The organism is Streptomyces sp. NRRL F-2664, from assembly GCF_000719345.1.
Taxonomy (GTDB): Bacteria; Actinomycetota; Actinomycetes; order Streptomycetales; family Streptomycetaceae; genus Streptomyces.
In genome coordinates this window covers 17,772-33,328 of the sequence record NZ_JOFX01000007.1, presented here as the reverse complement: position 1 = coordinate 33,328, position 15,557 = coordinate 17,772, and the positions used below count along the sequence as shown (strand labels likewise).

Here is a 15,557-nt window from a genome sequence, read left to right as displayed (position 1 = left end):
GCCTCTCTGAACTACGGTGCGATGCCAGCGAATTGTGCACCACTGGGGCAGTGCTCCGGATTGCGCACGATGTCAGAGCAGGTGATTAACGGTTCATGATGTTGACGGCAGGTCCGCGACGCTCTGCCAGAGCGGCTGGTAGCTCACCCAGGCGGCCAGGTCCCCGCCGAACCGCTCGCGGGTGGCGACGGCCTTGTGGTGGTCGATGAGCACCGGTTTCCCGGCGGCCCGCGCGATCAGCTGGACCTGGGCCGCCCGCTCGGCGGCGACGAACCACCAGGCTGCCGCGTCCACCGAGCCGCCGACCGTCAGCAGCCCGTGGTGGCGCAGGACGAGCGCCTTGTACGGGCCGATCGCGCGGCCGATGCGCTCGGCGTCGTGCGCCCCGGCGTACTCGTCGAGGAGCGCGTGGTCCTCGTAGAAGGCGCAGGCCTCGTGGGTGAGGGGGGCGAGCAGCTCGCCGAGGGCGGCGAGGGCCCGCCCGTACGGGGCGGGCGCGCGGACGACGGCGACCGCGTCGGGGCGGGCCCGGTGCACGGCAGCGTGCACGGCGAAGGCCAGCTCGTTGACCCGTCGCCCGCCCTGCAGCACCCGCCCGTCCCCGTCGACGAGCAGCAGGTCCTCGGGGCCGAGCAAGGCGAAGGCGCGACCGAACGGGTTCACCCAGTAGCAGTCGTCGAACTCCGGGTCGCGGGCGCTGACGTGCCCGGCGACGCCGTCCTCGTACCCGAGGCGAGCGAACAGCCGCAGCGTGCCCGCGAGCCGCTCCTTGCGGTACGCGCGCTCCTCGGCCGGGTCCGTGTGCGCGGGCGGCATCTCGAAGCGGAGCCGGTCCACGGGCACGGGTGCGGGCTGGTCCGGCATGGGCGCTCCTTCGAGGGCTCGGGTCGCGGCGCAAGGTACCCGCGCCCCTGCGAAGTGGCCAGAGAAACGGCGGAGCCGCCGCTCCACAGGGAGCGGCGGCTCTTCACGCGTGCCGGGCGGGGACTACTCCCACTCGATGGTGCCCGGCGGCTTGCTCGTGCAGTCCAGGACCACACGGTTCACCTCGGGCACCTCGTTGGTGATGCGGGTGGAGATCCGGGCGAGCACCTCGTACGGCATGCGCGTCCAGTCCGCGGTCATCGCGTCCTCGGAGGAGACGGGGCGCAGCACGATCGGGTGCCCGTAGGTGCGGCCGTCGCCCTGGACGCCGACGCTGCGGACGTCCGCGAGCAGGACGACCGGGCACTGCCAGATCTCGCTGTCCAGGCCGGCCGCGGTGAGCTCGTGGCGGGCGATCGCGTCGGCCTCGCGCAGCAGGTCCAGGCGCTCCTTGGTGACCTCGCCGACGATGCGGATGCCGAGGCCGGGGCCGGGGAAGGGCTGGCGCTGGACGATCTCCTCGGGCAGGCCGAGCTCCTGTCCGACCATGCGGACCTCGTCCTTGAACAGCTGGCGCAGCGGCTCGACGAGCTCGAACTCGATGTCGTCGGGGAGGCCGCCCACGTTGTGGTGCGACTTGATGTTCGCGGTGCCGGTGCCGCCGCCGGACTCGACGACGTCCGGGTACAGGGTGCCCTGCACGAGGAAGGCGACCGCCGGACCCTCCTCCTGGAGGATCTCCAGCTGGGCCTGCTCGAAGACGCGGATGAACTCGCGCCCGATGATCTTCCGCTTGGTCTCCGGGTCGGAGACGCCGGCGAGGGCGGCGAGGAAGCGCTCCTGCGCGTCGACGACCTTCAGCTGGACGCCGGTCGCGGCGACGAAGTCCTTCTCCACCTGCTCGGTCTCGCCCTTGCGCATCAGGCCGTGGTCGACGTAGACGCAGGTGAGCTGGGAGCCGATGGCCTTCTGCACCAGGGCCGCGGCGACCGCGGAGTCCACGCCGCCGGACAGGCCGCAGATGGCGCGCTTGTCGCCGACCTGCGCCTTGATGGCCGCGACCTGCTCCTCGACGATGTTGCCCGTGGTCCAGGTGGGGGCCAGGCCGGCGCCGCGGTAGAGGAAGTGCTCCAGGATCTGCTGGCCGTGCGTGGAGTGCATCACCTCGGGGTGGTACTGCACGCCGTACAGCTTCTTCTGGTCGTTCTCGAAGGCCGCCACGGGGACGACGTCCGTCGACGCGGTGACGGTGAAGCCCTCGGGGGCCGCGGAGCAGGCGTCACCGTGCGACATCCACACCGACTGGTTCGCGGGGGTGCCCTCGAAGAGGGTGGAGCCGGCCTTGGAGACGGCCAGCGGGGTGCGGCCGTACTCGCGGGCGCCGGTGTTGTCGACCGTGCCGCCGAGGGTGGTCGCCATCAGCTGGAAGCCGTAGCACATGCCGAAGACGGGGACCCCGGCCTCGAAGATCGCGCGGTCGAGCTGCGGGGCGCCCTCCTCGTAGACGGAGGACGGACCGCCGGAGAGGATGATCGCCTTGGGGTTCTTGGCCAGCATCTCGTCGACGGGCATCGAGCTCGGCACGATCTCGCTGTAGACCCGTGCCTCGCGGACGCGGCGGGCGATGAGCTGGGCGTACTGGGCGCCGAAGTCGACGACGAGAACCGTGTCCGGGGCGCTGTCGTGGGCGGCGGAGGGTGCTTCTGGCACGGGGCGGCCTTCCGGCGGAAGAGGTGGCTGTTCTGTCGATTCTAACGGGGGCCGCCGGGGCCCCTTCGTCTCACCATCCGAATGCGCTTGGCGTGCGGAAGGGCGGGTGGTAATAATCCCTTCCATGCGCGAGCAGCTGAGCTTCCTCTTTACCTATGGCACCGGTCGGTCCGGTCGCCATGGGTCATCGTGATGCTCGCTTGAGCCGCTGACTTCCCAGAGCGCCCCGGTCCGACAGGACCGGGGCGCTCTGCGTTCCCGCTCCTGCCGGCACGACCCACAGGAGAACACCATGAGCGTCACCACCACCCCCGAGCAGCTGATCGCCGAGTCCCGCACCCGGATCGACGCCATCGACGACCGGATCATCGGGCTGATCCAGGAGCGGATGGCCGTCTCCACGGTCGTCCAGGACGCCCGGATCGCCTCCGGTGGCCGCCGGGTGCACCTGTCGCGCGAGATGGAGGTGCTGTCCCATTGGAGCGATGCCCTCGGCCGGCCCGGCACCGCCCTGGCGATGACCCTGCTGGAGCTGTGCCGGGGCCGGGTGTGACGGCTGTTCGTCACCCGTCCGGAGCGTGACCGCCCCAGGAACGCTTCGTTGGTGAGGATGGCCGCGACAGCCAGCCGCGGGACCGCAACACCACGCGTGGCTCCGCAGGAGCGATGAGACGTACGCCTCGTGGTGCGTGCGTCGTGGGACCTCGCTCCTTCGCGTGACCGGACGGCAGGGGACAGCAGCCCGGTCACCCCGTTGAGGACGGCCGGCCCGGGGGACGCCCCGGGCCGGCCGTTCCGCGTCCGTGCGCCTCAGGCGTGCGTGCCGGTCCTGCGGCGGAAGGCCAGGACGAGGCCGCCGCCCGCGGCCATGAGCACCGCGCCGCCGAGCGCGAGCATTCCCGCGGAGCTGCCGGTCGCCGCGAGGTTGCCGTTCGCCGCGGGGCCGGAGGTGCCGGTGGGCGTGGCCGAGGCCGACGCCGAGGCGGACGCCGTCGCGGACGGCGAGGCGGTGGCCGTGGCGGTCGGGCTCGGCGAGGCGCCGCCGGTCTTCGCGCCGATCATCACGGACGCCTTGTCGTTGGCGTGGTTCGGGTCCCACGGCTGGCCCTTGGTGCCCTCGGGCGTCCACCGGCCGACCGAGACGGAGCCCGCCGCGTCGGCCACGACCTGCTCGATCTTCAGCTCGAACGGGTAGCTGAACTTCTCCCGCTCCCCCACGACGTGGCCGGTGGAGCAGAGGTAGCGCGGCGCGCCCAGCGTCTGCTCGCGGGCGGTGCCGTCGGCGTTGACGCCCTGGCAGCCGGCCGGGACCCTGGTGGCCTTCGTACCGGCCGGGATGACGATGTCGGTGCGGGCGACGCTCTCACCGGAGCGCAGGTGCGCCACCCAGGCGGGGCCGTTGTTGCGGAAGCCGAAGTCGGCCTTCACCGTCTCGCCCGCCGTGCCGGTGAGGGCGACGGGCCAGGCCACGAGGTCGGCGCTGTTCTTCGTCCTGAAGTCGAACTCCTGGAGGTTGTTCCAGGGGTCGAGGTCCGTCGACTGCGCGGACGCCTTGGCGGCGCGCTCGCGCACGGCCAGCTTCTTGCCGCCGCTCGGCTTCTTGGACGTCGTGCCCGCGGTGGGCCGGTCGCCGGCGGCGTACACGGCGTAGGTGAGGCCCTCGGCGAAGGCGTGCGGGGCGGCCTTGAGGGTGAGCGGGCCGTCGACCCCGTAGACGCTGCCCGCCTTGTACTCGCCCTCCAGCAGGCACTGCACCGTGCTCCAGCCGGTGTTCCAGGGCCGGCCCTCCGCCGGGTCCTCGGAGGAGGAGCAGTTGTCGTACTGCTCCACGAGGTTCATGCCGTGCGTGGTGCGCATCTCCAGGACGACGCCGTGGACGGACTCCGTGCCCGCGTTGGCGAAGACGATCGACAGCGGCTGCTTGTCGCCCGGCTTCTGCTCCTCGGTGAGCTCGGCCCGCTCCAGCACGAGGTCGGGGCCGCCGACCCGGACCTTGGTGGTGGCGCTCTTGAAGGTGGCGCCGTCGGCCCTGCCGGTCACGGTGAGGTCCGCGGCGGCGCCGGCCCCGCTGCCGTCGGCAGCGCTGAGGTCGAGGTCCACGACGGTGGTCTCGCCCTTCCACAGCGCGGGGCGCTTGCAGGTGACGGCCGCAGCGGTGAGGGTGCACTCCGAGCCCTGCTGCTTCGCGAGCGCGACGTCGGCGACGCCCTTGAGACCGGTCAGGTCGATCGTGAAGGTGCTCTGGCGCTCGAAGGCGGAACCGGTGTCGTTGACGAGCCGGAACTGCACCGAGGTCTTCTGCGGTCCGGCGTTCTGCCCGGGGTGCGGGCGCAGGCCGACCTGGGCCGGTCCGGTCAGGGTGAGGACGGGGTCCGCGGCGTGTGCCGGAGCGGCGGCGAGCCCCAGGGCAGCGACGCCACAGGCAGTCAGCAAGGAGATGCGCTTTCTCATGCTGCCGTTGACGGCCGAACGCGATGAGCAGTTGCCCGGTTCACCATGTGATCGACACCACAGCCCGGCTCGGCGGATTCCGGTACAACCATCGAGGCTGAACATCTGTCACGTATGTACCGCGGTGGGTACCGCGCTCGGAGGGGGAGCGCGGTACCCGCCGTCGTCATCCGGCCGGTTCCGGATCCCGTGGGGGAATGGCGGGGACCGCCAGGAACGGCAGCCGCAGCGCGCCGAAGGCGTCCTCGGGGACGGCGGGCCGGACCGGCTCCACCGCCTCCAGGCGGGTGTAGGCCGCTCCCTGTGCGGGCCGCGGGTCCGGCTCGCCCTTGTTCGGCCAGTACGCCATCGCCCGCTCCGCCTGCGCCGTGATCGTCAGCGACGGGTTGACCCCCAGGTTCGCGGAGACCGCCGCGCCGTCCACCACCGAGATGCCCGGGTGGCCGTAGAGCCGGTGGTACGGGTCCACCACGCCCTCGTGTGCCGACGCCCCGATGGGGCAGCCGCCGAGGAAGTGCGCCGTCAGCGGGGTCCCCATCAGCTCGCCGATGTTGCTGCCCGCGAAACCGTTGATCTCCTCGGCCAGCAGGGTGGCGGCCTGCGTGGCCTCCGCGATCTGCACCGGGTTGGGGGCGCCGTGCCCCTGGCGGGCGGTGAGCAGGCCCTTGCCGATGCCGCCCGGCTTGAGGTACGTGGTCAGCGAGTTGTCCACGGACTGCATGACCAGGCCGATGATGGTCCGCTCCGACCAGCGGCGGTTCGACAGGGACCGGGCCAGCTGCACCGGGTGCCGCGCCGTCCTGGCGAGCCAGGCGCGGACCCGGTGGGCGCTGTGGGGCACCTGGAGGACGGTCAGGAACCCCATGGCGTTGGAGCCTTTGCCGTAGCGGACGGGCTCGATGTGGGTGTCGGCGTTGGGGTGCACGGAGGAGGTGATCGCCACGCCGCGGGTGAAGTCGGCCCGGCGGTCCTCGCCGTGGCGCCGGCGGTAGCGGCGGTCGTCGGTCTGCGCGCCGACCAGTCCCTCGGAGTTGGTCCGTGTCAGTTCCCCGAGCCGCTGCGACAGGCGCGGCAGTTCGCCGCGGTCCTTCATGGCGTGCAGCAGGGTCTGCGTTCCGTACGTGCCCGCCGCGACGACCACGTACCGGCAGCGCAGCACCTTCGCCTTCCCGCGGCGGCGGCCGTCGGTGGGCACGGTGCGGACGCGGTGGCCGCCGTCGGGGTGCTCGGACAGGGCGGTGACGGTCGTCATGGGGTGGATGACGGCGCCGGCCCGCTCGGCGAGGTGCAGGTAGTTCTCGTTCAGGGTGTTCTTCGCGTCGTGCCGGCAGCCGGTCATGCACTCGCCGCACTCGGTGCAGGCCCTGCGGGCGGGGCCGGCCCCGCCGAAGTACGGGTCGGCGGCCTCCTCGCCGGGCCGGGCCCTGGACGCCCCTGCGGCGTCCTCGCCGTCGCCGAAGAACACGCCGACGGGCGCCATGTGGAAGGTGTCTGCCACGCCCATCCTCTCGGCGGCCGCCTTCAGGTGGACGTCGGACGGCGTCATGGTGGGGTTCAGGCGGACGCCGAGCATGCGCTTGGCCTGGTCGTAGTACGGGGCGAGTTCCTCGCGCCAGTCGGTGATGGACGCCCACTGCCGGTCCTGGAAGAAGGCGTCCGGCGGCACGTAGAGGGTGTTGGCGTAGTTCAGCGAGCCCCCGCCGACGCCGGCGCCCGCGAGCACCATGACGTTGCCGAGCAGGTGGATCCGCTGGATCCCGTACAGCCCGAGGGCCGGCGCCCACAGGTAGTTGCGCAGGTCCCAGCTGTTCCTGGGCAGGCTCTCGCGGGTGAAGCGGCGCCCTGCCTCCAGAACGCCGACCCGGTAGCCCTTCTCGGTCAGGCGCAGGGCGGAGACGGACCCTCCGAAGCCCGATCCGATGACGATGACGTCGTAGTCGTAGGCGTCGTCGCCGGATGCGTCGTCGTGCGACACGGATACCTCCTCAGCGCAGTCGGAGAGCCTTCATGACCTTGAGGCTGCGGGTCATGAACGCCGCGTACTTCTCGTCGTCCATGCCGAGCGAGGGCGCCATCGGCACCAGCCGCTGGTGGGCGACGGTCTGCGCCTCGGTGTACTTGAGGATGCCCTCGGAGCCGTGCCGGCGGCCGAGTCCGGAGTCCTTCATGCCGCCCATGGGCGCCTGGGCGCTGCCGTAGGCGGGGGCGTAGCCCTCGTTGATGTTGACGGTGCCGGTGCGCAGGCGGGCGGCGACGCGGTGGCCCCGGCGCGCGTCCTTGGTCCAGACGCTGGAGTTGAGGCCGTAGGCGGTGGCGTTGGCCTCCGCGATGGCCTGCTCCTCGTCGGTGAAGCGGTAGATCGAGACGACCGGGCCGAAGGTCTCCTCGCCGCAGACCGCCATGGGGGCCTCGACGCCGTCGAGGATGGTGGGCTCGTAGAACAGCGGCCCGATGTCGGGGCGGGCGGTTCCGCCGACGACGAGGGTGGCGCCCTTGGCGACGGCCTCGTCCACGTGCCGCTGTACGGTCTCCAGCTGGCGCTCGCCGACCAGCGAGCCCATGTCGGCGCCGTAGGCGAGGGAGGCCCCGAGCCGCATGGCCCTGGTGCGGGCGGCGAACCGCTCGACGAAGTCGTCGGCGACGGAGGCATGGACGTAGAGCCGCTCGATGGAGATGCACAGCTGGCCGGCGGAGGAGAAGCAGGCGCGGACGGCGCCCGCGGCGGCCTTCTCGACGTCGGCGTCGTGCAGGACGAGCATGGCGTTCTTGCCGCCGAGTTCGAGGGAGACCCCGACGAGCCGGTCGGCAGCGCCCCGGGCGACCTCGCGGCCGGTGCGGGTGGAGCCGGTGAAGGAGACGTAGTCGGCGTGGCGGACCACCTCGGGGCCGACGACGGGGCCCTCGCCGAGCACGATCTGGAAGACCTCGGCGGGCAGCCCGGCCTCGATCAGCAGGTCGCGGGCCCACAGGGCGGTCAGCGCGGTCTCGGTGTCGGGCTTCATCACGAGCGCGTTGCCCGCGACGAACGCCGGCAGGGCGTCGCCGACGGACAGTTCGAGCGGGTAGTTCCAGGGGGCGATCTGGCCGACGACCCCGCGCGGCTGGCGCAGCTCGGTCACCTTGGTCAGGGTGGGCATCGCACCCGTGTGGCCCTTCGGGCGCAGGTACGAGGGCGCCTTGCGGCCGTAGTGGCGGGCGGAGACGGCGACCGCCTGGACCTCCTCGTGGGCGTGCAGGCGGGCCTTGCCGGTCTCCAGCTGGATCAGGTCGAGGACCTCGGCCTGCCGCTCCAGGACCAGGTCGTGGAAGCGCAGCAGCACGGCGGCCCGCTTGCGCACGGGCACGGCGGCCCAGGCGGGCTGGGCGGCGCGGGCCCGCTCGAAGGCCTCGGCGACGTCCTCGGGGGTGGCCTCGGGGAGCTCCGCCAGCCGGTCCCCGGTGAAGGGGGTGTGGTTCGCGGTGCGGCCGGAGCCGATCACGCCGCGGGTCAGCCGGGCGACCAGGGCGGGGGTGACCACGTCGGCGGCGGTGCGGGCGCCGGCCGGCGCCGGGGCGACCGGGTTGGTGGGCTGCGGTGCGGTCCGGAGGGGGGCGGCGGGGGCCTGCGAGTCCGTCATGCGGGTGAGCGTATTGCGCCGGGACGCCTTTGGGTACCCGCCGGTAACCGGATTTTGTCTTTTACGCCAGCGATCGCTGGCAGGATGCCGGGCCGGTGCCGGTCAGGACTTCCCGGCGGGCGGCTCCCAGCCGCTGAGCACCACGTCGAACTGCTGCTCCGTCGTGGCCCAGCTCGCGACCGGACTCGACATGTAGATGGCGTACTCGGTGCCGTCCGGGGCGATGTACATCTGCTCCTTGGCCCGGCGCGGGCCGGGGTGGTTCTGCTTCTCCGTCCAGGTGAAGTCCCACAGGGCGGCCCGCGTGCTGTCCCGGAAGGTGTTCTGGTTCAGCCGCACCTTCTTGTAGTCCGTGCGCTTCTGCACCTGCTGCTCCAGGTCCAGGAGGTGTGCGAGCGGGTCCCGGTAGTCCGGTGTGGAGTCGGCGGCGATCCGGATGAAGTGCTTGCCGTCGTCCGGGGTGTAGTCGATCTGGTCGCCGTTGGCCTTGCGCGTCCACCCTTCCGGGACGAACAGCGTGAAGCCGGCCAGGGGGTCGGTGACCTTCGTGTAGCCGGCCGGCGGAGTGGCCGCCCGCGGCTTGTCCTCGTCACCGGACGGGCCGCCCGTCGAGCTCGTGACCCGGTCCTGGCCGCCGTCCGCCCCCGCGTCCCCGGTGTACTTGAGGACCCCGAAGACCCCGCCGCCACCGAGCAGCGCGGCCACCAGGGCCACCACCGCGGCGCGCTTGAGCCAGCCGCCGTCCCGGTCCGCTGGCACCTGCGCGGCCACCGTCCCGGACACCGCCGGCTCCGGCAGCGGCGCCGTCCCGGCCGCGTCCTCCTGCGGGGCCGGCGCCTCGGGCCGGTCCTGCGCCGGGGCCAGCTCCTCGGACGTGACGGCCCGCGTCGGCACGTACGCCTGCGCCGCCCTGGGCTCGCGGCCCTCCATCGCCTCCAGCAGCATCCGCTCGGCCTCTTCCGCCGAGGGCCGCTCCGTCGGGTCCTTGCGCAGCAGCGAGGTGATCACCGGGCCCAGCACCCCGGCCTGCCGCAGCGCCGGCGGCTCGTCGTTCACCACGGCCTGCAGGCTGGAGATCGGCGACGTTCGGCGGAACGGGGAGCGGGCCTCCACCGCGGTGTACAGGGTGGCGCCCAGCGACCACAGGTCGGACGACGGGTCGGGGATCCCGCCGGTGACCCGTTCGGGCGCCAGGTAGTCGATCGAACCCACGATCTCGCCGGTGCGGGTGATGGAGGAGTCGCCCTCGATGGCGGCGATCCCGAAGTCCGTGAGCAGCACCCGGCCGTCCTTGGCGAGCAGGACGTTGCCCGGCTTGACGTCCCGGTGCAGTACACCGACCGCGTGCGCGGCGCGCAGCGCGCCCAGCACGTGCAGCCCGATCCGGGCCGCCTCGCGCGGTTCGATGCGTCCGGCCGCCTTGGCCGCGTCCGCGAGGGAGGGACCGTCGATGTACTCCATGACGATCCACGGCCGGTCGTCGTGCTCCAGCACGTCGTGGACGGTCACCACCGCCGGGTGCTGGATGCGGGCCGCGGCCCGCGCCTCCTTCTGCGTCCGGGCGTGCATGACGTCCCGGTCGGCCTGGGCGACGTACAGACCCGCCGTCAGTTCCTTGACGGCGACGGTCCTGTGGAGCAGCTCGTCATGCGCGCGCCACACCTTCCCCATACCGCCCCGGCCGATCGGCTCGACGAGCCTGTACCGGCCCGCCAGCACGGCGCCCCCACCAGTCTGCTGTTCCACGAAATCCCGCCGCTCTCTGCACTTCAGGCCAGATTACGGAGCCCACGGGTGCTGCCGGAACCGCACGGGCGCCGAAAGACGGCACTGTGACGCAATCGCCGTACTGATCAGTCGTCAATATCCGCTCATCCGCCCGCCTTGTAACTCGCCGTGGCCTTCTCGAAGACTTCGGTGACCTTGCTCTGTTCGTCCTCCGGACCGGTGACCATGACGACGTGGTAGCTGCCGCCCAGCGCGACGACGAAGTTGCGGGCGAAGACGCTGCGACCGGTGCCGTCGATCCACGTGTAGCGTCCTGTGGCCCGCAGTTGCTGCCCGACCCGGGTCGTCTTCACGTCCCCGACGGTCGACCAGGTCGAGGTCCGGTACGGCGTCAGCTCCGGCTCCCTGTCCTTCTGGTACGCGGCCGGGTCGGGATTGCCCTCGACCTTGTCGCGGCCGGGGACCACGGTGAGCACGAACGACCCGTCGGTGTACCGCACCTGACCCGCCTCGTTGATGCCGCGGCGCTCCCAGTTCTCGGGGACGGCGATCTCGAAGTGCTCCGGGTCCTGCTGGGTGGTGTAGCCGGGCGGGGCCGGCGCGGGGGCGGGCTGCGAGGCGGCGGGCCCGGTGGTCTGGGGCGCCGGCCTGGACTCGGGCGTTCCGGTGGGGACCTGGGAGGGGCTGGGCCTCGGCGACGCGTGTGCGGTGGTCTCCCCGGAACCGTCCTGCTCCTGCGGGACACCGGCCCGGGGCATGAACAGCATCGCGTACGCGACGGCCCCGGCGAGGAGGAGCAGGATGCCGAGGAGCAGGGTGCGGCCGAGCGCCCGCGGCTTGCGGGCGGCCGTGGGATTGCGGTGCCGGCCGTGGACCTCGCCGCGGCGGCGTACGACGGGCAGCCGCGCGGGATCCGGCTCCGCCATCGGGAGCATGCCGAGCCCGGCGTCCGGCTCGGGGGCGGACCGTACGAGCGAGCGCAGCCAGCCGCGCAGTTCCTCGAAGTCGGGCCGCTCGGTGGGGTCCTGCCGGAGCAGGGACTCCACGACCGGGCGGAGCGCACCACACTCCTCCGCGAAGGCGGGCGGCTCGGCGCAGACCATCTCGACGAGCTCGGTGACGCTGTCCTCCGGGTACGGGGCGTGTCCCTGCACGGCGCGGTACAGCAGCGCGCCGAGCGCCCAGAGGTCGGTGGCGGGTCCGACGGGCGCCGCCAACTGCCAGTGCCCGTGGACGGGCCCGGCCTGTTCGGGGGCCCACCGCTCGGTGATCGCGCCGACCACGGCCATGCGCGTGTGCCGGGCCCGCTCGGCGTCGAGCCCGGTCCACGAGGCGGCCCGGGGCGGCCGCTGCGGGTCCGGCTGCCGGCCGCCGGGGGCCGGGAGTCCCGGGGTCTCGGCCTGCCGGTAGCCCTGCGGCAGGGCGAGCTGCGCGGGCAGGACGGGCGCTGCCTGCGGTGCGGGCGCGTACGGCGGCTTCCGGCCGGGGTCGGCCTCGGGCACGTACGGCGGCTGCTGACCGGGCGCGGGCACAGGTGCGTACGGCGGCTCCTGGCCGGGCGCGGGCAGGGCCTCGGGTCCGGGGCCGGGCTCGCGCTGCTGGTCGGGCCCCGGCTCCTGGGCGGGCGGCGGCAGCACCGGGAGGCGCGGGGTCGCGCCGTGCCAGGCCCCTGCGGCGCGGGCCTCCGGGCCGCCGTACGGGTACGAGTACCCCTGCGGGAGGGTCGAGCCCGAAGGCCTGGACTCGGGCGGAGCACCGGCGTCGTCCGCGGCCCTGCGCTGCTCGGTGACCCGGGCGGCGGCCGCCCGCGCCCCGGCCCGGTACGCGGCGACGACTCCGGCGCGCGCGGCGGCCTGCACGTCGGCGCCGTCCTGCGGACGACGGGGGGAGATGTGGTCGTTGTAGCGCGGACCGGTGTCGTAGCCGGGGGCCACGAGCGGTGCGTACCCGCTGTCGGCGCGCGCGCCGGACGGTTCGGCCGGACGGGGTGCGGCCGGCGCCGCGGGGGTCGGTACGGGGGGCGGTGACGGAGCGGGGCCGGGGGGCGCGCCCCAGCCCTCGTCGGGACCGGAGTCGGCACTGCGGGGGACGGGGTCGTAGCCGCAGAGGGCCTCCTCCGCGGCGCCGGCCGCCAGGCCGGTCAGCACGACCCGGCCGTCCTCGCACACCAGCACCGTCCGCACGGTGATGTTCCGGTGGGTCCAGCCGTGCGCGTGCAGCGCCCGCAGCGCGGTGAGCACGTCCGACGCCACCTCGGCCGCCCGGTAGGGGCTGAGGGGTTGTTCGGCGAGCAGCGCGGCCAGCGGTCTGGCCGGGACCAGTTCGCTCACTATCCACAGTGACTCGCCCTCGGCGAAGACGTCGAAGACCTGGTCCAGCCGGGGGTGGTCGGGAATCGAGGCCGCGGCCTGCGCCGCCTCGATCGCGCGCCGCACGGCCGGCAGGTCGGCCGGAGCGCGGCGCGCCGCCGGGACCGCCAGCGGCCCGTCGACCAGCTCGGCGTCCACGACCTCCGGCAACGGCACCTGCCGTACCAGCACTTCCTGTCCGCTGCGCGTGTCGAACGCCCGGGTCTCGACCAGTTCGCAATCGTCGGACGGCGGCAGCGGCAGGCGGTAGCGGCCGGCCAGGATCCGGCCCGCGTACTCCTCCACATCGCCTCCCCCGAGTGCGGCGGGCCTCCCAGGGCCCTGTCGACACGATACGTCGACAGGGGCACCTGCGTCCCGGGGTCAGCCGAGAGGCTGGAAGGTCTGGAACGCGACGTCGCGCATCTGGGTGCACTCGGGGCCGTCCCACTGGTCGGCGGGGCAGCTGATCATGATGGCGTAGCCGTGCGTGGCGTCGATCTTGAACCCGCGGTTCAGTACGCGAATCTTCGTCCCGCCCTGCTCGCGCTCGAACTCCCAGTCGGCGACGGTCGGGTAGCCGCGGTACTCCGCCTTGTCGATGCGGATCTGCCGGTAGCCCTTGCTGCTCGGACCCACGGAGAGAGCCAGCTTGCTCCAGGCGAGGGCGGCGTCGTCGGTCGGCTTGCTGTTGTAGTCGACCTGGATGCGCGGGAAACCACCGTCGCGGCTGAATATCCCGCCGGAGTTCTCACCGGCGGTGCCCGTCCGCTTGAAGCCCTCGGGCATCGCCATCGAGAAGTGGAACCCGGGCTCCGTGATGAGCGCGTAGCCGGCGGGGAGCGCTCCGCCGACTCCGCCGGTCGTGGCACCTTGGCCCTGGCCCTGGCCCTGGCCGGCAGGCGGGGTCTGCTGGCCCTGGCCGCCGGCGCCCGCGTCGGTACCGGTGCCCGCGGAGTCGCCCGTACCCGCTCCGCCGGTGTTCCCCGAGGGCTTCGGGGAAGCCTGGTCGGCGCCGCCCGATGCCTGCGGGGCGGACGCGGCCGGGGTGGGCGTGCCGCCCTTGCCCTCGTCCTTGGGGTCCTTGTCGTCACCGCTGACGGCGTACGCGATCAGCGAGCCGACCACCGCCAGGACCGCGATCACGGCGACCACCGCGAGCGCGATGGTGCGGCGCGGCATGACGTCCGTGAGCGGCGCGACGACGGACGCGGGACGGCCCTTGGGCGCTTCCGCGGCCGAGGCCGTCGCCGTGGCAGCGGCGGCCGGGGTGGCCGTCGCCGCCTTGCGCGCGGCCTTCAGCGCGGCGCGGGCGCGCTCGCGCTGCTCCCGTTCGCGGCGCTCCCGTTCCTTCTTGGCCGCCTTCTCGGCCGCCTTCTCGGCGGTGGCCTGCTCCGCGGCCTGCCTGGCGTCCGCCAGCGAGATCTGCCGGGTCTCCTCGGCGACCGCGGGCGCGGGGACCGGTGCGGGCTCGGGCGCCGCGAGGACCGCGGTGAGCATCTGGCGGGCGCGCGCCTCGTCGAGACGGCGGGCCGGGTCCTTGGCGAGCAGACCGTAGATGACCTCGGTGAGCGGGCCCGCGTTCTTCGGCGGGTCGACCGGCTCGGTCATCACCGCGGTGAGCGTGGCGAGGGCGGAGCCCTTGTCGTACGGGGGCACCCCCTCGACGGAGGCGTACAGGAGGCCGCCGAGCGACCACAGGTCGGCGGGCGGACCGGGCTTCTGGCCGCGGGCACGCTCGGGCGAGATGTAGGAGGGCGCGCCGACGAGCATGCCGGTGGAGGTGACGGAGGGGTCGCCCTCGACCTGCGCGATGCCGAAGTCGGTGAGGACGACGCGGCCGTTGCCGGCGATGAGCACGTTGGAGGGCTTGACGTCGCGGTGCAGGATGCCCTGGCCGTGCGCGGCGCGCAGGACGTCGAGCACGGCGAGGCCGACCTCGGCGGCGCGGTGCGGGGTGAGGGGGCCGTTCTCCCGGATGAACTCGGCCAGGGAGGGCCCCTCGATGAGCTCCATGACGATCCAGGGGCGGGCGTCCTCGTCGACGACGTCGTAGACGGTGACGGCTCCGCCGCTGCGGATACGGGCGATGGCCTTGGCCTCGCGGAGCGTACGGGTGATGAGGCGGCGCTTCTCGTCGTCGTCGACGCCGCTGCTGAAACGGAGTTCCTTGACGGCGACGGTGCGGCCCAGGGTCTCGTCCTGGGCCCGCCAGACGGTACCCATGCCGCCCTTGCCGAGCACGGCGTTCAGCCGGTACCGCCCGGCCAGCAGCCGTCCTTCGTCCTGCCCGTCCCCGGCCGCCTTGGCGGCGGCGGCCTTCACGGCGGCAGCCATGGCATCGGCCTTCTCGACGACGGGGTTCGCCCCGGTCGCCCCGACGCCCCCCTTGGACGCCCCCGGCTTCGCCTCCCCGGGCTCCGCCGCGGCCGCGCCGTTGCCGGGCCGCGCCCTGTCGGCCGCAGGCTTCTCCCCGGCAGGCACGGCCTTGCCCAGCCCCACCTTCTTCACCGCAGGCTTCGCGTCCTCGGGCTCCGCCGCGGACACGGCCTTGCCCGGCCCCGGCTCCGCAGCCGTAGGCTTCGCGTCCTCCGGCTCCGCCGCAGCCGCGGGCTCCGCCTCAACGTCCGACTCCGCCGCAGGCACGGCCTCGCCCACTCCCGGCTTCACAGCCTCAGGCTTCGCATCCTCGGGCTCCGCCGCAGACTCGGGCTCAGCCTCGACATCCGGCTCCGCCGCAGGCGGCCCGGCAGCCGCGGGCTTCGCCCCGTCAGTCTCCGCGTCGGCGGCGGTCCTTGCCGCGGGCACGGAAACATCAGCGGGCTTCGCCGCAGGCGAC

The 15,557-nt window shown here is 73.5% G+C and carries 9 protein-coding genes; 1 reads left to right on the top strand and 8 read right to left on the bottom strand.

The genetic code is table 11. From position 1 onward, the window contains the following. Positions 1 to 93: 93 nt before the first annotated feature. Positions 94 to 864: a class II aldolase/adducin family protein gene (locus IF89_RS0109920; RefSeq protein ID WP_030764234.1), complete on the bottom strand. Its 771-nt coding sequence runs from the start codon at positions 862 to 864 to the stop codon at positions 94 to 96. 123 nt (positions 865 to 987) lie between these two features. After that, a complete protein-coding gene (gene guaA, locus IF89_RS0109915) occupies positions 988 to 2,574 on the bottom strand; it encodes a glutamine-hydrolyzing GMP synthase (protein WP_030764232.1) in 1,587 nt (528 codons plus the stop codon). Positions 2,575 to 2,866: 292 nt separating this feature from the next. Here guaA and IF89_RS0109910 point away from each other — a divergent pair, with 292 nt between their 5' ends. Then, positions 2,867 to 3,127, top strand: a complete 261-nt coding sequence (locus IF89_RS0109910; protein ID WP_030764230.1) for a chorismate mutase — start codon at positions 2,867 to 2,869, stop codon at positions 3,125 to 3,127. A 257-nt stretch (positions 3,128 to 3,384) separates the two neighbouring features. On the opposite strand, the gene IF89_RS0109905 is transcribed toward IF89_RS0109910, so the two are convergent. The 6 genes from IF89_RS0109905 to IF89_RS0109880 all read right to left on the bottom strand — a co-directional run bounded on the left by IF89_RS0109905 (position 3,385) and on the right by IF89_RS0109880 (position 15,265). Beyond that, positions 3,385 to 5,025, bottom strand: a complete 1,641-nt coding sequence (locus tag IF89_RS0109905) for an LPXTG cell wall anchor domain-containing protein (RefSeq protein WP_063831276.1) — start codon at positions 5,023 to 5,025, stop codon at positions 3,385 to 3,387. Positions 5,026 to 5,191: 166 nt separating this feature from the next. After that, positions 5,192 to 7,000, bottom strand: a complete 1,809-nt coding sequence (locus tag IF89_RS0109900; RefSeq protein ID WP_030764226.1) for a GMC oxidoreductase — start codon at positions 6,998 to 7,000, stop codon at positions 5,192 to 5,194. A gap of 10 nt (positions 7,001 to 7,010) precedes the next feature. Next, positions 7,011 to 8,642 (bottom strand): succinic semialdehyde dehydrogenase, encoded by a 1,632-nt coding sequence (locus IF89_RS0109895; RefSeq protein ID WP_030764224.1) that lies wholly within the window; start codon positions 8,640 to 8,642, stop codon positions 7,011 to 7,013. Between the two features lie 102 nt (positions 8,643 to 8,744). Continuing rightward, positions 8,745 to 10,388: a serine/threonine-protein kinase gene (locus tag IF89_RS0109890; protein WP_030764222.1), complete on the bottom strand. Its 1,644-nt coding sequence runs from the start codon at positions 10,386 to 10,388 to the stop codon at positions 8,745 to 8,747. A 125-nt stretch (positions 10,389 to 10,513) separates the two neighbouring features. Continuing rightward, the gene (locus IF89_RS0109885; RefSeq protein WP_030764220.1) at positions 10,514 to 13,024 is read right to left on the bottom strand and encodes a protein kinase; all 2,511 of its coding nucleotides are present in this window, start codon (positions 13,022 to 13,024) and stop codon (positions 10,514 to 10,516) included. A gap of 78 nt (positions 13,025 to 13,102) precedes the next feature. Then, a complete protein-coding gene (locus tag IF89_RS0109880) occupies positions 13,103 to 15,265 on the bottom strand; it encodes a protein kinase domain-containing protein (protein ID WP_420706900.1) in 2,163 nt (720 codons plus the stop codon). Positions 15,266 to 15,557: the final 292 nt, after the last annotated feature.

Excerpts from the sequence above, each read along its gene's own strand:
- IF89_RS0109920 (WP_030764234.1), bottom strand. The coding sequence starts at position 864 with ATGCCGGACCAGCCCGCACCCGTGCCCGTGGACCGGCTCCGCTTCGAG.
- IF89_RS0109910 (WP_030764230.1), top strand. The coding sequence starts at position 2,867 with ATGAGCGTCACCACCACCCCCGAGCAGCTGATCGCCGAGTCCCGCACC.
- IF89_RS0109905 (WP_063831276.1), bottom strand. The coding sequence starts at position 5,025 with ATGAGAAAGCGCATCTCCTTGCTGACTGCCTGTGGCGTCGCTGCCCTG.
- IF89_RS0109895 (WP_030764224.1), bottom strand. The coding sequence starts at position 8,642 with ATGACGGACTCGCAGGCCCCCGCCGCCCCCCTCCGGACCGCACCGCAG.